General features: G+C 68.4%; 21 protein-coding genes. 7 read left to right on the top strand and 14 right to left on the bottom strand.

The genetic code is table 11. From position 1 onward, the window contains the following. Positions 1-111: 111 nt before the first annotated feature. The 8 genes from LH400_RS16925 to LH400_RS16890 all read right to left on the bottom strand — a co-directional run bounded on the left by LH400_RS16925 (position 112) and on the right by LH400_RS16890 (position 11,062). Positions 112-858: a FadR/GntR family transcriptional regulator gene (locus LH400_RS16925; RefSeq protein ID WP_229154057.1), complete on the bottom strand. Its 747-nt coding sequence runs from the start codon at positions 856-858 to the stop codon at positions 112-114. Further along, positions 855-1,841, bottom strand: coding sequence for a galactofuranose ABC transporter, permease protein YjfF (gene yjfF, locus LH400_RS16920; protein WP_255617688.1), 987 nt, complete (start codon positions 1,839-1,841; stop codon positions 855-857). The genes LH400_RS16925 and yjfF overlap by 4 nt, the downstream gene beginning before the upstream one ends. Beyond that, positions 1,838-2,869: an ABC transporter permease gene (locus tag LH400_RS16915; RefSeq protein ID WP_229154056.1), complete on the bottom strand. Its 1,032-nt coding sequence runs from the start codon at positions 2,867-2,869 to the stop codon at positions 1,838-1,840. The genes yjfF and LH400_RS16915 overlap by 4 nt, the downstream gene beginning before the upstream one ends. Beyond that, positions 2,866-4,386, bottom strand: coding sequence for a galactofuranose ABC transporter, ATP-binding protein YtfR (gene ytfR / locus LH400_RS16910; RefSeq protein ID WP_229154055.1), 1,521 nt, complete (start codon positions 4,384-4,386; stop codon positions 2,866-2,868). Before ytfR ends, LH400_RS16915 begins: the two co-directional genes overlap by 4 nt. Before the next feature lie 111 nt (positions 4,387-4,497). Next, positions 4,498-5,460, bottom strand: coding sequence for a galactofuranose ABC transporter, galactofuranose-binding protein YtfQ (gene ytfQ / locus LH400_RS16905; RefSeq protein WP_229154054.1), 963 nt, complete (start codon positions 5,458-5,460; stop codon positions 4,498-4,500). 309 nt (positions 5,461-5,769) lie between these two features. Further along, positions 5,770-8,862, bottom strand: a complete 3,093-nt coding sequence (locus LH400_RS16900; RefSeq protein WP_229154053.1) for an efflux RND transporter permease subunit — start codon at positions 8,860-8,862, stop codon at positions 5,770-5,772. Further along, positions 8,859-9,953, bottom strand: a complete 1,095-nt coding sequence (locus LH400_RS16895; RefSeq protein WP_229154050.1) for an efflux RND transporter periplasmic adaptor subunit — start codon at positions 9,951-9,953, stop codon at positions 8,859-8,861. The genes LH400_RS16900 and LH400_RS16895 overlap by 4 nt, the downstream gene beginning before the upstream one ends. Continuing rightward, positions 9,953-11,062, bottom strand: coding sequence for an efflux RND transporter periplasmic adaptor subunit (locus LH400_RS16890; protein WP_229154049.1), 1,110 nt, complete (start codon positions 11,060-11,062; stop codon positions 9,953-9,955). Before LH400_RS16890 ends, LH400_RS16895 begins: the two co-directional genes overlap by 1 nt. Before the next feature lie 74 nt (positions 11,063-11,136). On the opposite strand from LH400_RS16890, the gene LH400_RS16885 reads away from it, so the two are divergent. Further along, positions 11,137-11,604, top strand: coding sequence for a MarR family winged helix-turn-helix transcriptional regulator (locus tag LH400_RS16885; protein WP_229154047.1), 468 nt, complete (start codon positions 11,137-11,139; stop codon positions 11,602-11,604). Between the two features lie 24 nt (positions 11,605-11,628). Here LH400_RS16885 and cysQ read toward each other — a convergent pair whose 3' ends face one another. Together cysQ and LH400_RS16875 are read right to left on the bottom strand one after the other, a co-directional pair. Continuing rightward, positions 11,629-12,423 carry a 3'(2'),5'-bisphosphate nucleotidase CysQ gene (gene cysQ, locus LH400_RS16880; protein WP_255617680.1) on the bottom strand — a complete coding sequence of 265 codons (795 nt, stop codon included), beginning with the start codon at positions 12,421-12,423 and terminating at the stop codon, positions 11,629-11,631. Between the two features lie 34 nt (positions 12,424-12,457). Then, the gene (locus LH400_RS16875) at positions 12,458-13,219 is read right to left on the bottom strand and encodes an SDR family NAD(P)-dependent oxidoreductase (protein WP_229154046.1); all 762 of its coding nucleotides are present in this window, start codon (positions 13,217-13,219) and stop codon (positions 12,458-12,460) included. Between the two features lie 148 nt (positions 13,220-13,367). On the opposite strand from LH400_RS16875, the gene bchI reads away from it, so the two are divergent. Genes bchI through bchO form a run of 3 tightly spaced genes read left to right on the top strand, consistent with a single transcriptional unit; the run spans position 13,368 to position 17,151 of the window. Continuing rightward, the gene (bchI, locus tag LH400_RS16870) at positions 13,368-14,393 is read left to right on the top strand and encodes a magnesium chelatase ATPase subunit I (RefSeq protein ID WP_229154044.1); all 1,026 of its coding nucleotides are present in this window, start codon (positions 13,368-13,370) and stop codon (positions 14,391-14,393) included. Continuing rightward, positions 14,390-16,222, top strand: a complete 1,833-nt coding sequence (locus LH400_RS16865) for a magnesium chelatase subunit D (RefSeq protein WP_229154042.1) — start codon at positions 14,390-14,392, stop codon at positions 16,220-16,222. The genes bchI and LH400_RS16865 overlap by 4 nt, the downstream gene beginning before the upstream one ends. Next, a complete protein-coding gene (bchO, locus tag LH400_RS16860) occupies positions 16,219-17,151 on the top strand; it encodes an alpha/beta fold hydrolase BchO (protein ID WP_229154039.1) in 933 nt (310 codons plus the stop codon). Before LH400_RS16865 ends, bchO begins: the two co-directional genes overlap by 4 nt. Here the strand turns inward: bchO and LH400_RS16855 are convergent. Continuing rightward, positions 17,090-17,581, bottom strand: a complete 492-nt coding sequence (locus LH400_RS16855; RefSeq protein ID WP_229154037.1) for a TspO/MBR family protein — start codon at positions 17,579-17,581, stop codon at positions 17,090-17,092. The genes bchO and LH400_RS16855 overlap by 62 nt on opposite strands. Positions 17,582-17,657: 76 nt before the next feature. On the opposite strand from LH400_RS16855, the gene LH400_RS16850 reads away from it, so the two are divergent. Then, positions 17,658-18,155, top strand: coding sequence for a lysozyme inhibitor LprI family protein (locus LH400_RS16850; RefSeq protein ID WP_229154035.1), 498 nt, complete (start codon positions 17,658-17,660; stop codon positions 18,153-18,155). A gap of 4 nt (positions 18,156-18,159) precedes the next feature. Here LH400_RS16850 and LH400_RS16845 read toward each other — a convergent pair whose 3' ends face one another. The 3 genes from LH400_RS16845 to crtD form a co-directional block, all read right to left on the bottom strand. Then, the gene (locus LH400_RS16845; protein WP_229154034.1) at positions 18,160-18,663 is read right to left on the bottom strand and encodes a DUF3429 domain-containing protein; all 504 of its coding nucleotides are present in this window, start codon (positions 18,661-18,663) and stop codon (positions 18,160-18,162) included. 178 nt (positions 18,664-18,841) lie between these two features. Continuing rightward, on the bottom strand, positions 18,842-19,711 hold the full coding sequence (locus LH400_RS16840; RefSeq protein WP_229154033.1) for a carotenoid 1,2-hydratase: 870 nt from the start codon (positions 19,709-19,711) through the stop codon (positions 18,842-18,844). Then, positions 19,675-21,267 (bottom strand): 1-hydroxycarotenoid 3,4-desaturase CrtD, encoded by a 1,593-nt coding sequence (crtD, locus tag LH400_RS16835; RefSeq protein ID WP_229154032.1) that lies wholly within the window; start codon positions 21,265-21,267, stop codon positions 19,675-19,677. The genes LH400_RS16840 and crtD overlap by 37 nt, the downstream gene beginning before the upstream one ends. Before the next feature lie 80 nt (positions 21,268-21,347). Between crtD and LH400_RS16830 the strand changes: the two genes are divergently transcribed. Together LH400_RS16830 and bchC are read left to right on the top strand one after the other, a co-directional pair. Then, complete coding sequence (locus tag LH400_RS16830; RefSeq protein ID WP_229154031.1) at positions 21,348-22,604, top strand: acetylserotonin O-methyltransferase; 1,257 nt, start codon at positions 21,348-21,350, stop codon at positions 22,602-22,604. A gap of 51 nt (positions 22,605-22,655) precedes the next feature. Beyond that, the gene (gene bchC, locus LH400_RS16825; protein WP_229154030.1) at positions 22,656-23,591 is read left to right on the top strand and encodes a chlorophyll synthesis pathway protein BchC; all 936 of its coding nucleotides are present in this window, start codon (positions 22,656-22,658) and stop codon (positions 23,589-23,591) included. Positions 23,592-23,593: the final 2 nt, after the last annotated feature.

Here is a 23,593-nt window from a genome sequence, read left to right as displayed (position 1 = left end):
ATCCTTCTCGCGCCGACCGGATCGACCGGCCGACGACTTCCCCTGCCCTCCCGCAACAGGCGTGGAGCGGGAGAATGCCATGTTCTGCCACGGGTTCAACCACCGGCTTCGTCATGATCCGGGCTCGCCCAGGTCGAGGACCTTCTTCACCCGCCCCGCGCCGAAGTCGATGACGTAGGCCATCGCGGCGCGCGCCGCCGCCTCGTCGCGCGCCTCGATGGCGTCGACGATCGCCAAATGATTGGCCGAGCATTCGGCGAGCGAGGCGGCGTCGGAGGCGGGCGAGGAAAGCTTGAACGAGATCGCCAGCGCGGCCTCGATCAGGCTGGTGATCGAGCGCATGAACGGATTCTTGGAGACGTCCGCGATGGCGAGATGAAATTCGAGGTCGACATTGGCGATCGAAATCGGGCTGTGGCCGGGATCGCCGAGCCGCTCGGCGATCTCGCGGAGCCGCGCGATGTCCTCCGGCGTCGCCCGCTCCGTCGCCAGCGCCACCGCCGCCGGCTCGAAGGCGAGGCGCATGGTGGCGAGATCGCGGATGAAGTCGTCGTCGAGCCCGGCCTCGACCCGCCAGCGCAGAACGTCGGCATCGAGGAGGTTCCAGCGGACCGGCTCCAGAACCCTGGTGCCGACGCGGGCCTTGGGCTCGATCAGGCTCTTGGCCGCAAGCGTCTTCATCGCCTCGCGCAGGACGGTGCGGGAGACGCCGAAACGGGCGGAGAGTTCCTTGTCGCCGGGCAGGATCGAGCCCGCCCGCATACAGCCGGAGACGATCTCCCGGCCGATCTCGCTGACCACATGGGCGTGGCTCGTGCGCGTCGCCGGGCCGTCGATGGCCTTCTGCAGGAGGCTCATGCCGCCGCTCCGCGCGGCACGCCCCCGCGCCGTTCCGACAGCCAGACGAGACCGCGCTGCAGGGCGATGAAGGCAAAGAGCAGGAGGCCGATGACGATCTTCGTCCACCAGCTCGACAGCGTCCCGTCGAAGACGATGTAGGTCTGGATCAGCCCCATTATGAGGATGCCGAGGAAGGTCCCGGCGACGAAGCCGGAACCGCCGGTCAGAAGCGTTCCGCCGATGACCACGGCCGCGATCGCATCGAGTTCGACGCCGACCGCCGCGAGCGAATAGCCGGCCGAGGTGTAGAGCGAGAAGACGATGCCGGAGAGCCCCGCGAGGAAGCTCGACAAGGCGTAGATGCCGATCGTCGTGCTGGCGACGGGAACGCCCATCAGTTCGGCCGACTGGCGATTGCCGCCGAGTGCGTAGACATAGCGGCCGAAGCGCGTGCGCTGGGCGATCACGATGCCGACGATGAAGACCGCGACCATCACCATGCCGATGAAGGTCAGCCGCCCGCCGCCGGGCATCTTCCAGTAGATGCCCTGCATCGCCGTGTAGATCGGCTGGGAGATCGGCACCGACTGCGTCGAGATCAGGAAGGCCATGCCCCTGGCGAAGAACATGCCGGCGAGCGTCACGATGAAGGCGGGCATTGCGAGATAGTGGATCATCGCGCCCATCACCGCGCCGAAGCCGGTGGCGATCGCCAGGAGGAGGGCGAAGGCGAGAACCGGCGGCACGCCCCAATCGCCCATCGAGACGGCGAGGAAGACCCCGGAAAAGGCGATCACCGAGCCGATCGACAGGTCGATGCCGCCGGAGATGATGACGAAGGTCATCCCGACCGCGGCGATGCCCAGAAAGGCGTTGTCGGTCAGGAGATTGCCGACGACGCGGGTCGACAGCATGTTGGGGAACTGCAGGTAGCAGAGCGCGTAGGCGAGGAGGAAGATGACGAAGGTCGTCGCCAGCGGAAAATAGCGCGAGCCGATCATGACACCGCCCTTTCCTTGCGCGGTTCGGTCGCCGGCTCGCGCTTGCGCGTGAAGAAGGCCATCGCCTCGCGGCTCGACGGCGACTGCACCACCAGGATGACGACGATGATCGCCGCCTTGATGATCAGGTTGAACTCCGGCGGGAAGCCAGACAGGAGGATGCCGGTATTGACCGACTGGATGATCATCGCCCCGATCAGCGAGCCGATGATGGAAAAGCGCCCGCCGAGAAGCGACGTGCCGCCGATGACGACGGCGAGGATCGCGTCGAGCTCGAGCCAGAGTCCGGCATTGTTGGCGTCGGCGCCGCGGATGTCGGCGGCGGCGATGATCCCGGCGACGCCCGCGCAGAGGCCGGAGGCGGCATAGACGGAGAACAGGAGGAAGGTCGTGCCGACGCCGGCCAGCATCGAGGCGCGGCGGTTGGTGCCCACCGCCTCGATCAGCATGCCGAGCGCGCTCGTCCTGACGACCAGCACGACCAGGGCGCCGAGCATGATCCACAGGAGGATCGGCATCGGCACGCCGAAGATGTGGCCGCTCCCGAAGAAGATGAGGGTCGGGTCGTTGAAGGTCAGGATGACGCCTTCGGTGATCAACTGGGCGATGCCGCGCCCCGCGACCATCAGGATCAGCGTCGCGATGATCGGCTGGATCGCGAGGACGGCGACGAGCGCCCCGTTCCACAGCCCGCAGAGGACGCCGACGCCGAGCGCGCCCGCCAGGGTGAGGACGATGCCGTAGCCGGAGGTGATCATCGCCGCAGCGACGGCGCCGGTGATCGCCATGACGGCGCCGACCGACAGGTCGATGCCCTTGGTGGCGATGACCAGCGTCATGCCGATGGCGAGCAGCGCGACCGGCGCGCCGCGATTGAGGACGTCGATGATCGAGCCGTAGAGGCGGCCGTTCTGGACCGACACGTCGAAGAAGCCGGGCGAGATCGCCGCGCAGAGGGCAAGGATTACGGCGAGCGCGACGAGCTGCGGCGCAAGCCGCGCGAGACCGGGAAGAAGGCGCTGCGTCATGCCGCGGCCTCTTCGGGGTCGTGCGCGGCGATCGCCTTCATGACGGCGCTCGTCGTGACCGCCTCGCCGGAGAGTTCGGCGATGTGGCGCCGGTCCGACAGGACCAGGACGCGGTTCGAATAGACGACGAGTTCCTCGAGCTCGGAGGAAATGACGAGGAGCGACATTCCCTCGGCGCATAGCTTCTCGATCAACCGGATGATCTCGGCATGGGCGCCGACATCGATGCCCCGCGTCGGTTCGTCGAGAATGAGGAAGCGCGGATTGGTGGCCAGCCAGCGGGCGAGGATCACCTTCTGCTGGTTCCCGCCGGAGAGGAACTTCACCGGCTTCTCGCGATCGGTCGTGCGGATGTCGAGCGCCTGGATATAGCGGTCGGCGATGGCCTCCTGCTCGGCGCGCGGCAGCGGCTTCGCCCAGCCCTGCCGTGCCTGCAGCGCCAGGACGATATTCTCGCGCACCGACAGGTCGTCGACGATGCCGTCCAGCTTGCGGTCCTCGGGACAGAAGCCGAATCCATGCGCGATCGCCTGGCGGGGCGAGGCGAGCGTCAGCTTCTCCCCGTCCAGCTCGGCCGTGCCGCTGTCCGGCTGCTCGATCCCGAAGAGGAGTTCGGCAGTCTCGGTCCGGCCCGAGCCGAGGAGACCGGCGACGCCGACCACCTCGCCGCGGCGGATGGTGAGGTCGAAGGGCTCGACATGACCGCGCTTGCCGTAGTTCGTGAAGCGCACCAGCGGCGCCCCGCCCTCGCCTTCGGCCGATGGCGCCCGGTGCGATTCCTCTTCGGAGAGTTCGCGGCCGAGCATCATCGAGACGAGGTCGATGCGCTTCAGTGCATCGATCGGCCGGGTGCCGACGAGTTGGCCGTTGCGCAGGACGGTAACCCGGTCGGCGATCCGGAACACCTGGTCGAAGAAATGGGTGATGAAGACGATGCCGAGGCCGCGGTCGCGCAGCGACCGCACGATCTCAAACAGCGTGTCCACCTCGGCGGCGTCGAGGCTCGCGGTCGGCTCGTCCAGGATCAGCACCTTTCCCGACAGATCGACCGCTCTGGCGATGGCGACGATCTGCCGAACGGCGACCGAAAAGCTCGCGAGCAGCGCGGACGGGTCGATGCCGAGGCCGTATTCCCGCAGGATCTCGCGGGAGCGCCGGTTCATCGCCCTTGCGTCGACGAGACCGAAGCGCCTGGGTTCGCGGCCGAGGAAGAGGTTCTCGGCGACCGTCAGGTTCGGCAGGAGATTGACCTCCTGATAGACGGTGCCGATGCCGAGTTCCTGGGCATCGGTCACGTCCTTGGGATCGATCGGCCGGCCGTCCAGGCGGATCTCTCCGCCGTCGCGGCGGTAGGCGCCGGTCAGGACCTTGATCAGCGTCGACTTGCCGGCACCGTTCTCGCCGAGCAGGGCGTGAACCTCGCCGGCATGAAGCGTGAAGTCGACGCGGTCGAGCGCCTTCATGCCGAGAAAGCTCTTGGTGATCGCGCGGGCGCTGAGCAGCGGCTCGTCGCTCATCGTCGTCGGCTCCCCAGACCGGACTTGCGTCGTGACACGCGGCCGGATGATCGTCGGAAGAAATCCGCCGCCATCCGAGCGTTCCGGATGGCGGCGTCGAACGTCAGGCTGTTAGTAGCCGAGGTTCTTCTTCTCCTCGTAGACCTTCATCGGGTCGTCCTTCTGGGTGTAGAGCTTCGACTCCGTCTGGATCCACTTCGGCGGCATGGTGCCGTCGGCCTTGTACTTCTCCAGCGCATCGAAGGCCGGACCGGCCATGTTCGGGGTCAACTCGACGGTGGCGTTCGCCTCGCCATTGGCCATGGCCTGGAAGATGTCCGGGACCGCGTCGATCGAGACGACGAGGATGTCGGAGCCCGGCTTCAGGCCGGCTTCCTTGATTGCCTGGATGGCGCCGACCGCCATGTCGTCATTGTGGGCGTAGAGCGCGCAGATGTCCTTGCCGCCGTTCTCCGCCTTCAGGAAGCTCTCCATGACTTCCTTGCCCTTGGTGCGGGTGAAGTCGCCGGTCTGCGAACGGACGATCTTGACATTGTCATGCCCGGAGATCGCCTCCTCGAAGCCCTTCTTGCGGTCGATTGCGGGCGAGGAACCGGTGGTTCCCTGCAGCTCGACAACGTTGCACTGCTTGTCGCCGACGGCGTCGACGAGCCACTGGCCCGCAACATTGCCCTCGTGAACCAGATCGGAGGTCACGGCCGTGAGGTAAAGATCGTCCGGGGCGTCGACCGTCCGGTCGAGCAGCACGACCGGGATTTCGGCGTCCTTGGCCTCGCCCAGAACTTGGTCCCAGCCCGTCGCGACGACCGGAGCGAGCAGGATGGCGTCGACACCCTGGGCGATGAAGGAGCGGACCGCCTTGATCTGGTTCTCCTGTTTCTGCTGTGCGTCGGCAAACTTCAGATCGATGCCGCGCTCTTCGGCCTGCTGCTTGGTCAGCGTCGTCTCCGCTGCGCGCCAGCCCGACTCCGAGCCGATCTGCGAAAAGCCGACAGTCATATCGGCCGCCAAGGCGGACGAGGCCATGAGGCCAGCCGCGAACGTCGCGGCAGCGAACATGCTGCGAATTGCCATGAAATTCCTCCCAGTGATCCGGTTGCGATCGGCCTCCACCGATCGGGCGTGGATTAGTATTACTATATGATCAGGCCTGTCCAGATCCCCTCGCCGGCAAATTTTCGCAGCCGGCTGGACCGGCCCGGCGCCGGCTGGGAGATCGGCAGCGGGGACGCCGGAGCGCCGGAGATCACAGAACCTCCGGCCGCAGGGGGAACCATTGGTCGCAACCGGCCCGTGGGTCTGACGTGCTGGGCGCTCGCGCGCGCGCTCTACTGCCTCTCCGCTTCGTCGCGAAAGGCTCTGGGCCTGCAGTCCAACCGCCCGTTAGGCCGGCGCGGTCTGCGGGTCGTCGGCGGCGCTCAAGGCTTCCAGTTCCCCTTCGCGGGGCGCCTTGATGCGGAACACGACGAGATAGAGCGACGGGATGAACAGGAGCGTGATCAGCGTCCCCGCGATGATGCCGCCCATCATGGCATAGGCCATCGGGCCCCAGAACACTTCGCGCGATATCGGTATCAGCGCGAAGCTCGCCGCCGCCGCAGTCAGAAGGATCGGCCGCGCCCGCATCTCGCTCGCCCGGAAGACGGCGAGCCAGGGATGCATCCCCTCCTCCCTGAGCACGTCGATCTGGTGGACAAGGATGATCGAGTTGCGGATCAGAATGCCGACAAGCGCCAGCACGCCGAGGATCGCCACGAAGCCGAGCGGAGCACCGGAGGGCACGAGCGCGGCGACGACGCCGATCAGGCCGAGCGGGGCGGCGGACAGGACGACCAGCATCGCGCGGAAGCTCTGCATCTGGATCATGATCAGCGTCAGCATGGCGATCAGCATGATCGGCACGACCGCGGCGATCGGTCCTTGGCTCTCCTGGCTCGATTCCACCGCACCGCCGACCTCGACCTTGTAGCCGGGCGGCAGCGCCTTCTCGAAATCGGCGATCTTCGGCGCCAGCGACGCGACGATCGTCGCCGGCTGGGCCCGGCCGTTGATCGCGCCGCTGATGGTGATCGTCGGGATGCGCGAGCGCGAATAGATGATCGGATCTTCGTAGGTGTAGCCGAAGGAGACGAGGCTCGCGAGCGGGATAGCAGTCCCCTCGGAATTCGTCAGCTGCAGGTTCTGGATCGCGTCGATCGAATCGCGGTCGGACTTCGCACCGCGGGCGATGACCGGCACAAGATAGATCCCGTCCCGGATGTTGGTGATGGTCGTGCCGTCCAGCACCGAATTCAGCCGCGAGGCGATCTCCTGCGAGGTTATGCCGAGCTGGCGCGCCTTGTCCTGCAGGATCTCGACCTTCAAGACGCGCGCCGGCTCGTTCCAGTCCATGACGATCGAGGTGAGTCGTTCGTCGCTGGCCATGATGGCCGAAAGCTCACGGGCCTTGTCGCGCACGACTTCGATATCCGGCCCGCCGAGCCGGTACTGCACCGGACGCCCCACCGGCGGACCGAGTTCGAGGTTCTTCACGTAGACGTCGGTGCCGACGAGATCTTCGCGCGCGAACTTCTGGATCGCGGCCCGCACCCGCTCGCGCGCCTCGAGATCCTTGGTGACCAGCACCACCTGGCCGAAGAACGGATTCGACGGCTGGACGTCGTAGGCGAGGATGAAGCGCTCGGCCGAGCGTCCGACATAGGAGCTCCAGTGGTCGATGTCGTCATTGCCGGCGAAGATCGTCTCCAGCCTGTCCATCTGCGCCTTCGTGTCCTCGATCGAGGCGTTGTGGCGCAGCGTGAAGTCGACGACGAGCTCGGGCCGGTCCGAGGACGGGAAGAACTGCTGCTGGACGAACTTCATGCCGTAGATCGAGACGGCGAAGAGGGCGACGGTCACGAGGATGGTGATCCAGCGGAAGCGCATCGTCGTCCGCAGCACGCCTTCGAAGGAGCGGCGCGCCAGGCCCGGCCTGGCATCGTGCCGGTGCATCGACTTCGGCAGGATCATGACGCCGATCAGCGGCGTGAAGAGGACGGCCACGACCCAGGACAGGAGCAGCGCCATCGCGATGACGACGAAGAGCGAGAAGGTGTACTCGCCGGCATTGGAATTGTTGAAGCCGATCGGCAGGAAGCCCGCCACCGTCACCAGCGTGCCCGACAGCATCGGGAAGGCGATCGAGGTCCAGGCGAAGCTCGCCGCCTTCTCGCGGCTCTCGCCGATCTCGAGCCTGGAGACCATGGTTTCGATCGCGATCATCGCGTCGTCGACGAGCAGGCCAAGCGCGATGATCAACGCGCCGAGCGAGATGCGCTGCAGCGTCAGCCCCGCATACTCCATACCGATGAAGGTCATGGCGAGCACCAGCGGGATCGACAGCGTCACCACGAAGCCGGCCCGGAAGCCGAGGCTGACGAAACTGACCGCAAGGACGATCGCGACCGCCTCGAACAACGCCTGGGTAAAGCCGCCGACCGATTCCTCCACCACCGCCGACTGATCCGCAACCTGATGGACCCCGACGCCGACCGGCAGTTCGGTGACAATGCGCTCCATCTCCGTCTTCAGCGCCTCGCCGAAGTCGACGATGTTGCCACCCTGGCGCATGCCGACCGCCAGCCCGATCGCCGGCTGGCCGTTGAAGCGGAAGAGCGAGGATGGCGGGTTCTGGTAGGTGCGGGTGATGGTGGCGACGTCGCTGAGCTTGAAGAAGCGGTCGTTGACCCGGAGATTGACCGCTTCGAGGCTCTTCTCGGACGTGTACTGGCCGGAGACGCGCACGATGATGCGCTCTGGCCCTGACTGGATGACGCCCGACGGCGCGATGGCGTTCTGCGCCTGCAGCGTGTTGATGATCGACTGCTGGTCGAGACCGAGGCCGGCGATCTTGCGCAGCGAGAACTCCATGTAGATCGCCTCGTCCTGCGCGCCGACGAGTTCGACCTTGCCGGCCTCCTTCAGCTGCAGGAGCTGCGTGCGAACGTCCTCGACATAGTCGCGCAGCTGGCGCTGCGAGATGCCGTCGGAGGTGAAGGCATAGATGTTGCCGTAGACGTCGCCGAACTCGTCGTTGAAGGAAAAGCCCTGGAATTCCGAGGGAAAGCTCGAACGGATGTCCGACATCATGTGGCGGACCTTGGTCCAGATGCCGGTCACCGCTCCGGCCTTGGTCGTCGGCAGAAGGTTCACGAAGACGACGGTCTGGCCGGGCGTGGTGATCGAGCGCGTGTAGTCGAGGCTGTCGAGCTCCTGCAGCTTCTTCTCGATGCGGTCGGTGACCTGCTTCGTCATCTCGCTGACGGTCGCGCCGGGCATGGCCGCCGACACCACCATCGTCTTGATGGTGAAGTTCGGATCCTCCTCGCGGCCGAGATTGAGATAGGACAGCGTGCCGGCGATCACTGCCACCAGCATGAAGAACCAGATCAGCGAGCGGTGACGCAGCGCCCAGTCGGAAAGGTTGAACGACCTCACGAGGAAAGCCCCTCCGGAAGTGATACCGCCTGCCCCTCCTTCAGGCTGTGGACGCCGGCGGTCACCAGGATGGACCCGGTCTCGACGCCGGATTCGAGTATGATACGCCCGCCCGCGTCGCGATGGATCTCGACCAGCTGGCGGTGCACGGTCTTCGTCTCGGGATCGACGGTCCACACGAAGGTCTTGCCGTTCTCCTCCAGGAGCGCGCTTTGCGGCACGAGGACGACGGGCTGCTTGGCTCGCTCGGCCGGGATGGCGGTGATCAGGGCGCCGATGCGGAAGGCCTCCGACGGATCGTCGAGCAGGATCCGCACCCGGTTGGTGCGGGTCAACGCATCGGCCTGCGGCGCGATCTCGCGGACCTTGCCCGCCACCTTGAGCGCCGGCGCGATCTGCAGGACGATTTCAAAGGGCGAACCGGCCGAAAGCCCGCTCACCTCGGCGGCCGGAATGTCGACCACCGCCTCGAGCTGGTCGGTCCGGGCGAGCTTCATCACGGTCTCGCCGGCTGCCACGACCTGGCCGACATTGGCGTCGCGTTCGGTGATCACGCCGGCGAACGGCGCGGTCAGCACGGCATAGGAGAGGGCGTTCTCCGCCTTGGCAAGCTGCGCCTTGGCGCTGACGAGTTCGGCGGATGCGGCGCTCGCACTCTGCCGCGCGCTGTCGAGATCGGACTGCGAGACGGTTTTGTTGTCGTTGAACAAGGCCTGCGCCCGCTGCAGGCTGGCCTTGGCGGTGCGATCCTGGATTTCGGCATTGGCGAGCTGCGCCTTGGCCGAGCGCACGTCGGCGCCGAGCGTCTCGGCATCGATCGCGGCGAGCTGCTGGTCCGCCTCGACCCGGTCGCCCACGTCGACCTCGCGCGAGACGATCCGTCCGAGCGAGCGGAAGCCGAGGGCGCTTTCGTAGCGCGGCGCGATCGTGCCGGAATAGCCGAGCACCTGCGGATCGGTCGGAGCGACGACACTCGTCAGCACCGGGCGCGGCGGTTCAGGGGCGCCGGCCTCGTCGTTTCCGGAGCCGCTGCAGGCCGACAGAAATGCGAGCGCGGCGAGAAGCGGGACGAAATGCAGGGGCCTGACCATCAGCGCGCCTCGCTTTTTGCCGGAACCAGGTCGACCGCCTGCCCCGGACGGACCAGCTGCGAGCCGTCGGTGACGACGCGGTCCCCGGGTTCGATGCCGTCCCTGACGAGGATCCGGGCCGTCTGATAGGCCTCCACCTCGATCGGCTTCAGCGTCGCCTTGCCGTCCTGGCCGACGACCCAGGCGGCCGGCTTGCCGTTCTTCACCATCAGCGCGTTCCAGGGCAGGAAGATCGCGTCCTTCGCCGCCTGGCGGACATCCCTTCCGACCACGGCCGAACCGAGCGTCATCTCGTCCGGCGGGTTGTCGAGGCCGAGCTTCACCTGAACCGTCCCCGTGCTGGTGTCGATCAGCGGCGAGACCTCCCGCACATGGCCGATCGCGGTGACTGACGGGTCGGAGACCAGCGCGACCTTGATCGATTCCGGCTTCTTCGAGCCGATCAGGAGCTGCTCCTGTATCTGGAAGACCGCATCCTTGGCACCGCTGCGGGCGAAGCCGAAGGCCGCCTGCGCGGCGCTCACCATCTGGCCCTCGTCGACGCTGCGGCTGGTGATGACGCCGGAAGCGTCGGCCTTCAGGACGGTGTCGGACAGATTGGTCCGCGCCGTCGTCAGATCGGCCTGCGCCGTGTCCAGAGCGCTGCTCGCAGCCGACAGCGCCTTCTCGGCCTGATCGTATTCGCTGCGCGTGGTGAATCCCTTGGCGAGAAGCTGCTTCTGACGCTCGAAGGCGGCGCTCGCCTGGCTCACCTGCGCCTTGGCGGAATCGACCGAGGCGTTGGCTGCCGCGACGTCTGCCTGCTGCTGGGTCGGATCGATCTCGGCGAGGACCGTTCCCGGCTCGACATGATCGCCGACATCGACGGCGACCTTCGTGACGCGCCCGCTGGTCTTGAAGGCGTAGGTCGAGGTGTAGCGCGCGACGATCTCGCCGGTCAGGGCGATCGTCCGCCCGTAGCTCTGCGGCTCGGCGGTGACGTAGGCGACAGGCTCGGGCGGCGCCGGCGGCGTCTCCTGCTGCGAGCAGGCCGAAAGCAGTCCGCAGACGCACACCGCCAGCGGAACGAAGAGGCGACGGGGGCGCTCGGAAGAAAGGCGAAAGGGCATGGACGGCACCGTCCAGTTTGCTTATCGATCAAATTACTTTATGATCGAGATATAACAGAAGGAAGGACCGGTCAATGAGCCGCCGCCAGCCGGCACCTGCAAGAGCCTCATATCCTCAGGCCGGCGCCGACGGCGAACTCGGCCGCCTGTTCAAGGAGGTGATCCGCACGGCCGTCACGCTGGACCGGGAACTGGCGGCAAAGTTCGGGCTCGCGCTCACCGACCTGATGTGCCTTACCTATCTCAAGGAGTGTGAACGGCCGGCAAATGCCAAGTCGGTCGCCGAGCACGTCAACCTGTCGACCGGGGCGACGACGGCCCTGCTCGACCGGCTGGAGCGCGAGGGCTTCATCGAGCGTCGCCGCAATCCCGCCGACCGGCGCGGCATCATCATCCATCTGGTGGAAGAACGGGCCGGGCCGGTGCTCGACGACAACAAGCACTTGCGCGACCGGCTGCAGGCCGCCTGCACGACCCTGTCCGACGACGAGATCGCCGCGGTGATGCGCTTCTTCCGCGCCCTTCTCGATTTCGAGGCCTGACCGAAGCGCAGCGCCCTTATCGGATCAGCGCTGCGCGAGCCGAGGGTCGCCATAGGCGACGAAATGCGGGTTGGCGAAGTCGGCGTCGTCGGACTGGCCGCGCTTGTTGTAGGAAAGCGGCGCGCCGTCAAGCGTGGTGACGATGCCGCCCGCCGCTCGCAGCACCGCGTCGCCGGCCGCCGTGTCCCACTCCATGGTACGCCCGAGCCGCGGATAGATGTCGGCCTCGCCGCTGGCGAGAATGCAGAACTTCAACGAGGAGCCGCGCGAGACGAAGTGCTCGACGGCAAGGCGCGAGAGCCACTCGGCGGTCTCGGCCGAGCCGTGCGAGCGGCTGCCGACGGCGATCAGCGCGGGCGGCGCCTTGCGCGTCCTGATCGGCTCGAGGTCTCCGGCAAGGTGGTTCGCGACGTCGGCGCGGAAGGCGCCCTCGTCTCGCGAGCCCGTCCACAGCTGGCCGGCTGCCGGCGCATAGACGACGCCGGCCACCGGGACGCCCGCCTCGACGAGGGCGATGTTGACCGTGAAGTCGCCATTGCGCTTGACGAATTCCTTGGTGCCGTCGAGCGGATCGACGAGGAAGAAGGTCTCGCCGCTTTCCGGCACGCGCCCAGCCGCCACCGCCTCCTCGGCCACCACCGGGATCCCGGGCGCCGCCTCCGCCAGCCGGTCGAGGATGACGCGCTCGCAGCGAAGATCGGCCTCGGTCACCGGCGAGGCGTCCGCCTTGGTCTTCGCCAAAAACTCCGTTCCGTAGACGGTCATGACCTCGCGCCCGCCTTCGAGCGCGATCGCGATGAGGGTTGCGAGCTTGATCAAGGACTTCTCCTGCGGACGGGCGGTGGCGGACGGCTCAGATCGAGCCGGCTTCGACCATGTAGTTGTTGGCGGTGCACATCGCCGCATCGTCGGAGGCCAGGAACAGCACCATCCGCGCCACGAACACGGGCTCGATCAAATCCGGCAGGCACTGGCGGGCGCGATGCTTCTCGATCGCCGCCTCGCTCACCCAGAGCTCCTTCTGGCGTTCGGTCATGATCCAGCCGGGAACCACCGTGTTCACCCTGATGCGGTGCGGCCCGAGATCGCGGGCGAAGGAGCGGGTCATGCCATGAACGGCCGCCTTGGCGGTCGTATAGGCCGGCATGCCGCCGCCCGCCTCCCACCAGGAGTTCGAGCCCATGTTGACGATCGACCCGCCGCCGGCCGCGATCATGCCCGGCGCCGCCGCCTGGATGGCGAAGAACATGTGCTTCAGATTGGTCGCCATCCGCTCGTCGAAATAGTCCGGCGTCACGCTCTCCCAGCCGTGCCGATCATCGCGCGCGGCATTGTTGACGAGCACGGTCGCCGGGCCGTTCGCGGCGTCGAGTGCCCCGAAGGCCCGGCGCAGGTCGGCGATGTCGCGCAGGTCACAGGGCTCGAAGGCCACGCGCCGCCCGGCCCCGCCGAGTTCGTCCTTCAGCGCCTCGCCGCGCTCGGCGTCGAGATCGACGAAGCCGACCTTCGCGTCCTGTTCGGCGAAGGCGCGGACCATCTCGGCGCCGATCCCCGACGCGCCACCGGTCACGACGACGCTCCTGCCTCGAAGACTTGGATAGCTGGCGAACTGCATCTTACTCGCTTTCTTCGACTCCCGGGCGGCTGGATCGCCCAAATCGGCCGCGCCGCACCCTCGTCCGGCGAGCTAGCACGAGATGCCGCGCGTTTCGAGCGCCGCGCCACAGCTTTGCATGAGGACGCAAAGCGGCTAGCCTGCGCTTATGAGGATCGCCTTTCCCTTCTCCGCCATCGTCGGCCAGGACCAGATGAAGCTGGCGCTGACCATCGCCGCCGTCGATCCCGCGATCGGCGGCGTCCTCGTCTTCGGCGACCGCGGCACCGGCAAATCCACCGCCGTCAGGGCCCTCGCGGCGGTCCTGCCCCAGATGCGGGCCTCGGGCTGCGCCTATCATTGCGACCCGGCGCGGCCGGACGAGGCCTGCGAAGCCTGCAGCGCGCGCCTTTCGGGCGGCGAATCGATCGACGACCGGGCGCTCGCCGTGCCGGTGGTCGACCTGCCGCTCGGCGCGACCGAAGACCGCATCGTCGGCGCGCTCGATCTCGAGCGGGCGCTCGCCGCCGGCGAGAAGCGCTACGAGCCGGGGCTCCTGGCCCGCGCGCATCGCGGCTTCCTCTATATCGACGAGATCAATCTCCTGGAGGACCATCTGGTCGACCTCCTCCTCGACGTTGCGGCGTCCGGCGAGAACGTGGTCGAGCGGGAGGGCCTCAGCGTGCGCCATCCTGCCCGCTTCGTCCTGATCGGCAGCGGCAATCCGGAGGAAGGAGAGCTGCGCCCGCAGCTTCTCGACCGCTTCGGCCTCTCCGTCGAGGTGACGACGCCGATCGACCTTGCGACCCGCATCGCCGTCGTCAAGCGACGCGACGCGTTCGAGCGCGATCCGGCCGGGTTCGCCGCGACGTTCGAAGCGGAGAACGCCGCCGTCCGCGAGGCGATCCTCAGCGCCCGCAACCGGCTGGCGGATGTCGCGGTGCCGGACGCGACGCTCGAAAAGGCCGCGCAGCTGTCGATCCGGCTCGGCACGGACGGCCTTCGCGGCGAGCTCACCCTGATGCGGGCGGCCCGGGCGCTCGCAGCGCTCGAGGGCGACGTCAGCGTCGAGTGGACCCATCTCGCCCGGCTGGCGCCGATCGCCCTGTCGCACCGGCTGCGGCGCGATCCGCTCGACGAGGCGGGATCCACCTCACGCGTCGAACGGGCGGTCGTCGAACTCGAGGCGGCGTGAGCGGCAACGCCGAACCCGCCGACCTCTTCCGGGACGCGCTGACGGCCCTAGCACTTTTTGCCGTCGATCCCCGCCTGGGGCTCAGACTGTCGGCTCGGGCCGGCCTCGCCCGCGACACCGCGCTCGCTCGCCTTCACGTCCTGCTTCCCGCCGACCGGCCCTTCCGGCGCATTCCGGCCGCGATAAGCGAGACCGCGCTGATCGGAGGCCTCGACATCGCGGCATCGCTCGCCGCAAGGCGTCCAATCGCCGAACGCGGGCTGCTGGCCGCCTGCGACGGCGGCATCGTCGTCGCCGCGATGGCGGAGCGCATGCGGCCGGAAACCGCCGCTCTCCTCGCCCATGCGCTCGACACCGGCCTGATCCGGCAGGAGCGCGAGGGGCTCTCGCAGGAAGCGCCGGCCCGGATCGGCGTACTCGCTCTCGACGAGGGCATGGAGCCGGACGAGGCCCCGCCGCCGGCACTGGTCGAGCGGCTCGGCCTTTGGGCCGATCTCGACGGCGCCGATCCGAGACAGGTCGCCGATGCCGGCCCCGGGGCCGCAGGCGTGGCGGCGGCCCGCGCCCTGCTGTCGCGGGTCACCGCGACGGAGGACGCGATCACGCTCCTCTGCCAGGCGGCGATCGCCCTCGGCATCATGTCGCTGAGAGCGCCCGGCCAGGCGCTTCGGGCGGCACGGGCCGCAGCGGCGCTTGCCGGGCGGACGAGCGTCGAGGAGGACGATCTCGACCTCGCGATCCGCCACGTCCTCGTGCCGCGCGCCACGCAGCTTCCGGCCGCTCCGCAGGAGAGCGAGGCCGAAGCGGAGACGGAGGCCGAGACCGATGCCGCCGATCCGCCGTCCGAAACACCCGATCCGCCGGACGCCGAGAATGACGACGAGGAACCGGAGATCACCGTCGGCGAGACGCCGGGCGACATGACGGTGGAGGCGGCGGAGGCATTCCTGCCGCCGGACCTTCTGGAGCGCCTCGCCGGACTGATGCGCCCGGCGCCGATGCGACGGGGCGGCGGGCGGGCCGGAACCGCGGCGAAAGCGGCAAGGCGGGGCCGCACGATCGGCGTGCGCGAGGGGGACCCGCGCCGCGACCGGCTCGACCTCGTGGCGACCTTGCGGGCCGCGGCGCCCTGGCAGCCGCTCCGGCGTAGCGAGCGGCCCGGCGCGGCGAGCGGCAGGCTCGACATCCGCGCCGCCGACATCCGCGTGCGGCGCATCCGCGGCAAGACCGAGACCGCGACGATCTTCGCCGTGGACGCATCGGGGTCGGCGGCGCTCGCCCGCCTCGCCGAGGCCAAGGGCGCCGTCGAGCGGATCCTCGCCGAATGCTATATCCGGCGCGAACGGGTGGCGCTCGTCGCCTTTCGCGGCACGCGGGCCGAGGTGCTCCTGCCCGAGACCCGCTCGCTGACGCGGGCCAAGCGCAGCCTCGCGGCCTTTCCCGCCGGGGGCGGCACTCCTCTGGCAAGCGGAATCTCGGCCGCGCTCGGCCTCGCCAAGGCCTCGGCCCGGGACGGCCGAATGCCGCTGATCGCGCTCCTGACCGATGGGCGGGCCAATATCGGCCGGGACGGGGCGGCCGGCCGACCCGCCGCAATGGCCGACGCGAAGGCAGCGGCCGCCGCGGTGCGGTCGGCAGGCGTCGCCGCGCTGGTGATCGACCTGTCGCTGCGCCCGGGGCCGGCGGCCCGCGATCTCGCGGACGCCATGGGCGCCTCCTATCTGGCCCTGCCCCGGGCCGATTCCGCAGCGCTGTCGGAAGCGGTCGGCGCGGTCGCCCGGCCATCTGGCCGGGAGCGCCGGCCGGGCGGGGGGACGGCAACCGGATGAGCCGGCCCCTCGACTTCGAGCGCGAAAGGCGAAGCTGGCCGCATGCGGAGGCGAGCCGCTTCGTCGCGGCGGCGGGAACGCGCATCCACGTGCAGATCCTCGGAGAGGGACCGCCGCTCCTGCTCCTGCACGGCACCGGCGCCTCGACCCATTCCTTCCGCGACCTCGCGCCGCGCCTTGCCGGCAGCTACCGCGTCGTCATGATCGACCTGCCCTCGCACGGCTTTTCCGGCCGGCCGCGCGGGCGGGGCAGCACCATCACCGGCATGCGCGACTGTCTTGCCGAAACGCTCGACCGGCTCGGCATCGAGCCGGCGTTTGCGGCCGGCCATTCGGCGGGCGCCGCCGTCATCCTGCGCATGACGCTCGATGGAAAGATCGCGCCGCGGCAGATCGTCTCCCTGAACGGCGCACTGCTGCCGTTTCCGGGCGTCGCCGCGCATCTCTTTCCGGGGCTTGCGAAACTTCTCTTCCTCAACCCGGTCGCGCCGCGCTTCTTCTCCTGGCGCGCGCGCCACGGCAACGCTGTCGCACGGCTGATGGAGAGCACCGGCTCCCGGATTCCGTCCGAGGGCGTCGCCTATTACGAGCGGCTTCTCGCCTCTCCCGCCCATGTCGAGGGCGCATTGTCGATGATGGCGAACTGGGACCTCGACGGGCTGAAACGGGACCTTCCCCGGCTCGCCGTCCCGCTGACCCTCGTCGTCGGATCGCGCGATCGCGCGATCCCGCCGGAGGTGTCGCACCGGGTCGCCAGGATGGTGCGCGAGGCCGAGGTGGTGACGCTTGCCGGCCTCGGCCACCTCGCCCATGAGGAGGCGCCGCAGCAGACGGCCGAGGCGATGCTCCAGGCATTCGCGGCTTTGGTCAGCCCGCCACCCGCGCGGCCCGGAATGCATCCGGATTGCGCCGCCAGACCGAATAGTTGAGGCAGGCGGCGATGCAGGCCCAGGCGAGATAGGGCACGAGCAGAAGGGCTGCGATGGCGTCGATCGGCCAGAACAGCGCGATATTGAGGGCGATCACCAGCGCCATGGCGATGACGTCGGCGAAGGCGAGATCGGGGCGGCGCATGCCGAAGAAGAAGGCCGACCACGCCGCATTGAGGACGAGCTGCAGCCCGTAGACCGCAAACGGGAGGACCAGGAGTCCTGCCTCTTCATAGACCCGCCAGCCGGCGACCGCGATCATCACGTAGAGCGCCGACCAGACCACCGGGAACGCCCAGTTGGGCGGCGTCCAGCCGGGCTTGTCGAGCGCCTGGTACCAGGGCCCCGGCTTGAAGATCGCGCCACTCATCGCGACGGCGAAGACGATGGCGAGGAAGACGACGAAGCTGGCGATCGAGGCGGCGCTCATGGCGAAAATTCCCGTTGCATGGAGGTGGAACGCATGGCCTGAATGCGCTGATCCCAAGGAGAAAGGTCGAACGCGGATGCGCCATATCGTCCTGACACTATCGATGGTCGCGCTGATTGCCCATCCCGCGCTTGCCGAGACGGGCGACGTGAAGGCCGACACCGCCACCGTGAAGGCCTGTCTCTCCAAGGCCGGCGACGACCCGCAGGGATGTGTCGGCGTCATCGCCAACCCCTGCCAGGACGCGCCCGACGGCAAGAGCACGCAGGGCATCGACGCCTGTCTCGACCGCGAACTTCAGGCCTGGGACGCGATCCTCAACGAGCGCTACAGAACCGCCATGACCGCTGCGAAGGAGGTCGATGAAAGGCTGCAGGCCGAGAGCGGGGCCGAGCCCTCCGTCGCGGCGGCGCTACTCAAGGCGCAGCGGGCCTGGATTGCCTTCCGCGACGCGGAATGCGACCGGCGCTACGAGTTCTTCAAGGAGGGCACGATCCGCACGAACATATTCTATGCCTGCGTGAACGCCCTCACCGCGGACAGGGCGATCGCGCTCGACCCCGACCGGAGGTGATCGCCTAGAGGAACGGGCTCTGCCAGACGAAGACGGCGATCGCGATCAGCGACAGGATCGGGATCGCCATCTGCACCGGGCGCAGCCGCTCGAAGAACAGAGGCGTCTCCCCCTTCTTGGCCGCAATAGGATCGAGGACCGCAAGGCTGACATAGCCGGAAAGTTCGATCAGCGTCGCCAGAAGAGGAAATCCCCAGACCGTCGCGACCAGCGCCACGAAGCCAAGGACGAAGAGCCACAGCATCATGGCGAGCTGGGCGATCGTCGGCCCCGAGGGCGTGCGGAAGCTGACGCCGCGCCGGACGCCGGCGAGGAAGGTCAGGATCGAGGCGCCCCAGAACAGGACGAGGTTCAGAACCAGGAAGGCCTGGGCATCGGGCGCGAACCAGAGGAAGATCGCCCCGGCGGCGAGCGGGGCCATCGCGATATAGGCGAAGAAGATGCTGGCCGGCGGCGTCCTCGCCGGCTCGTCAACCGAGATGTGGCGGCTGTCGCGGGTGCGGCTCAAGCGATGTCTCCTTCGTTGCGGCCAGCGGTGACCACCATCCGGCAGCCGGGCCATCGGGGAGATCGCCGGCACGCCGCTTCGGTCAAGGGGCTTGCGACATTGTTCGCTAGGCACGACGCCATCGTTACGCGGCTGATCGTCCGCGACCCGCAATTGCTTGCTTACCCTCCTCTGCTGCTCAGACGAACCGTCTCGGCATCCGGAAGGGCAGCATGGCCTGGACCACCGGCCGGGCGAAGCGGTCGAGGTCGAGGCTTTCGTGGATCGCCGTCACCTCGCGGCCGAGGAGGCGTGTGGCGACGACGGATCGGGCGTAGAAGGGCGAATCCTCCAGCGTCTCCACGACCCGCGCCTCGCTCGGCGCCTCGGCGCGGGTGGAGCGGCGCATGCGCCAGAAGGTCGAGGGCAAGCTCGCGGCCGGCGGCGGCGAAAAGTCGCTGACGCCCGTCTTCGGGTCGAAGCGGATCGCCAGCGAACAGGCCTGCCCGTCCCGGTCGACGAGATCGTAGAGGACGGCGGTGTCGTCGGGCAGGCTGGCGCGGCACCAGTTCCAGTTCGAAAAGCTCTCCTCCAGCGGGACTTCGCCGGTGTTGAAGTCGAAATAGCCGCTGCCCGACCAGGAGAGCGCGGGCTTGTCCAGCTCCACCTCGACGCGCGCGCACGGCGCGATCGGCCACCAGCAGTGCCGCGCCTGCCGGTCTAGCACCACGGGATGGTTGACGATCGCTTCCGGATAGAGCCGCACCCGGCCCTTGACGCGATAGGGCAGAAGCGGGCTCACCTCGTCGATCTCGACGGTCAGGCCGGAGCCGTCCCAATGCATGGCGCTCGGACCGACGGCGAGCGTTCCGGCGTCGCGATGCAGATCCCGGCGCCGCCGCTCGGTCATCGTCCAGCGCTTGGCGCGCGGCCCGTAGAAGGCGACGTTGAGGGCGACGTGGTCCTCCGGCTCCCGGCGGCCGGCGAAGCGGTAATAGGGCGAGAACACGCTGCCGACGAAGCCGATCAGCGTCAGCCCGAAGGTTCCGTCGGCCGAAAGCGCGTCCACATACCACCAGGCATAGCCGCCCGGAGGGACCTGCTGGTCGAAGCGCGGTCCGAAAGAATAGCGTCCGAGGCGATCTTGCCCGACAGGGCCGCCATCGGCAGGCCGGCTCCCGGATGAGCGCTGCCGCCGCACAGATAGAGCCCCGGCATCCGGGTTCGCGCGCCCGGCCGCCGGAACGAAGCCGTCGACCCATGCGAGGCCCGCCCGTAGAGCGCTCCGCCCGTCCCCGGAAACCGTCTCGCGAAATCTGAGGGCGTCGAACGGACCATCGGCGCGTCCCGCCACGCCACCTGCAAGCCCGAGGCCTCCAGCCTGGAAAAGGCCGCCGTCACGCATCGCTCCACCTCCTCTGCCCGAAATGTCCGGATGTCGCCGTCGGCCGGCGCATTGACGATGAGAAACAGCCGCTCGGTGCCGGCGGCGCGGGCCTCGTCCGACAGACGGCCTTCGCCGTCGCGGTCGCCGGCGCAGACATAGACCGTGGGGTCCTCCGGCAGCCGGCGGCGCGACAGGATGTCGTCGAACTCGCCGCGATAGTCTGCGGAGAAGAAGACGTTGTGCCTGAGGAGCGGCAGGCCCGAGGTCCTGGCGACGAGCGCGAGGGTCAGTGCCGAGAGCGAGCGTTCGTCGGTCTTCAGCGGCGGATCGACCGAGCCTTGCGCCTCGCGCCCGAAGAGACCGGCGGCGATCGCTCCGGCGTCGCAATTGGCAAGGACGACATCCGCTGGAATGCGCTCGCCGGAGGCGAGCCGCACGCCGCTCGCGCGGCCCGAGATGGTCTCCGCCACTTCCACCGCCGCGCCGTAGCGGAACCTTGCGCCACGGCGCTCGGCGAGCCCCGCCAGCGCTGCCGCCAGTGCGTGCATGCCGCCCTCGACCAGCCAAACGCCGGCGCGCTCGACTTCGGCGATCAGCATCAGCGTCGCCGGCGCGAGGAAGGGCGAGGAGCCGTTATAGGTCGCGTAGCGGGCGAAGAGCTGGGCGAGCCGGGGATCGGAGAACTCCGCCGCGAGGGCTCTCCACAGCGTCGTTTGCGCGCCGATCCTCAGGATCGCCGGCAGCCCGCCCGCGCCCGCCCGGGCGACCAACCCCAGCGGGCCCGCAGGGCGGGGCGCGCGCATGAAGATCGGCGACAGCGTCTCGTGGACGTCCCGCGCCCGCCGGCTGAAGGCGGCAAACTCGCGCGCCGAGCGTTCGCCGGCAAATTCGCGGATCGCGGCCTCGGACCGCGCGGCATCGGCGAAGAGGTCGAGCTTCCCCCCGTCCGCAAAGACGTGGCGCGCGATCGTCGGCGAGCGGACGAGCGTCAAATGGTCGTCGAGCCTCTCTCCGGCCGCGGCGAAGACCTCGTCGAAGACGTCGCGCATGGTCAGGACGGTCGGCCCGACATCGATCGTCCGGCCCGCGACGACGGCCGTGCTCAGCTTCCCGCCGGGGCCGTCGGAAGCCTCCAGAACGGTCACGTCGGCGCCTTCCGCCGAGAGACGTGCGGCGGCCGCCAAGCCGGCAATGCCGGCGCCGACGATCGCGACGCGGATCGATCTTTTCTCAGTCATCGTCAGGAGAGATTGACACGGCGCCGCCGGAGATGTCCACTTGTTTTGACATATGCATCCGTCCAAGAGGTTTGACGCCCATGTCGACGATGTCGGATAGCAAGACAGAACCCGCAGACCCGTCCGCATCCTCCGGCTGGGCCGATCCGATGCGCGCCATCCGTCGCTATTTCCGGCCCTGGCGGCAGGATTGGCGGATGGCCCGCAACCGGCGCCTGGCCGACCGCAGCTTCCAGCTACGCGCCGCGCGCAGCTGGCTGACCCGGCCCTTCGCCCGGCGCTCCTCGCGGCGCCTGTTCGATCTGACGGCGGGCTTCGTCTACTCGCAGATCCTCAGTGCGGGCGTGGAACTCCGATTGTTCGACCGGCTCGCCGAGCGGCCGCGCAGCCTGTCGGAAGTCTCCTTCGCGATCGGACTGCCGGAAGAGGCCTCGCGCCGGCTCCTGCGGGCTTCGGCGGCGCTTGATCTGGTCGAGATCGACGACGACGGGAACGAGCCGCTCTATGGCCTCGGCCCGCTCGGCGCCGCGCTGATGGCAAATCCCGGCGTCCAGGCGATGATCCGCCACCACGGCGTCCTCTACGACGACCTGCGCGATCCCGTCGCGCTGCTGAAGGGCGAGACCAAGGACACCGCGCTGTCACGTCTGTGGCCCTATGCTGCGGGCCGAAAGCCGGGGCAGGAAGGCGAGGCCCCGGCCGAGAACACGGATTTCGACGTCGCCGCCTATACCGACCTCATGTCGACGAGCCAGGACTTCGTCGCCGACGAGGTGATCGCCTCCTACGACTTTTCCTGGGCGCGGAAGATGCTCGACGTCGGCGGGGGCGACGGCCGGTTCCTGACGAAGGTCGCCGAACGCCATCCCCAGATCGAACTGCATCTGTTCGACCTTCCGCCGGTCGCCGGGATCGCCCGCAAGCGCCTCGCCGACAGCCGCTTCGGCCGGCGCGTGAGCGTCCATTCCGGCGACTTCTTCGAGGACCCGTTTCCGCAGGACTGCGACTTCGTCAGCCTGGTCCGAATCATCCACGACCACGACGACGACGCGGCGATCCGCCTCCTGCGCAAGATTCGCGACGGACTCGCGCCCGGCGGCGTGGTGATGATCGCCGAGCCGATGGCAGGAAACCAGCACTCCGCCCCCGTCGCGGACGCCTATTTCGGCTTCTACCTGCTCGCCATGGGCCGCGGACGCGCCCGCACGCCGGAAGAAATCGGCCGGCTGATGAATGCCGCGGGTCTTTCTCGCGTCAGGGAAATCCCGACCTCGCTGCCAGTCGCCGCCCGCATCGTGCTCGGCGAAATACCGCGCCGCAGCGTATCATTTTCTTGACAGTAATGTCTGTCCAGTTAACTTTACACTTCTGCATCCCGGAGAATCCTCGTGCCGCATTGCCAAGCAATCCAGTTCAGCCAGCCGCGGGATCTCGTCGTCGCGCAGATCGCCCTGAACGAGCGGAAGGCGAACGAGGCGATCGTTTCGATCAACGTCTCCGGCATCTCGACCGGCACCGAGCGCCTGTTGTGGACCGGCGAGATGCCGCCGTTCCCCGGCCTCGGCTATCCGCTGGTTCCCGGCTACGAGGCAGTCGGACGCGTCGCGGTGGCAGATGACACCGGCCGGATCGCGGCCGGTTCGCGCGTCTTCGTCCCCGGCTCCTCGGGCTTCTCGGAAGCCCGCGGCCTGTTCGGCGCCTCGGCCTCCGACCTTCTGGTCACGGCCGACCGCCTGGCTCCGCTGCCGGACTGCATCACGGACGAGGATGCGGTGCTCCTGGCGCTCGCCGCCACGGCCCATCATGCGATCGGCATCGGCAGCGCCCTGCCCGAACTCGTGATCGGCCACGGAGCACTCGGCCGCCTCGTGGCGCGCATCACTGTCGCACTCGGCGGCCGTCCCACCGTCTGGGAGACCCAAGCTGCGCGGCGCGGCGGCGCGGACAATTATGCCGTGGTCGATCCGGCCGAGGACGAGCGCCGCGACTACGCCTCTGCCCTCGATGTCTCCGGCGATTCCGCGATCCTCGACCAGCTGATGCCGCGCCTTGCCCGGCGCGGCGAGATCGTTCTGGCCGGCTTCTACAAGCAGCCGGTCGCCTTCGCCTTCCCGCCGGCCTTCATGCGCGAAGCGCAGATCAGGATCGCAGCGGAATGGCGCCCGGAGGACATGGCCGCCGTCATCCGCCTCGCCGAGACAGGCCGGCTGTCGCTGTCCGGCATCGCTACCCATCGCGGCCGCCCTGGCGCCGCCGATGCAGCCTACCGCACGGCGTTCGAAGACGCCGACTGCCTGAAAATGATCCTGGATTGGAGAGCCTGAGA

This window comes from Jiella soli (genome assembly GCF_020615385.1).
Lineage (GTDB): Bacteria > Pseudomonadota > Alphaproteobacteria > Rhizobiales > Rhizobiaceae > VKMB-3413.
This window is presented reverse-complemented; position numbering and strand designations above follow the sequence as displayed.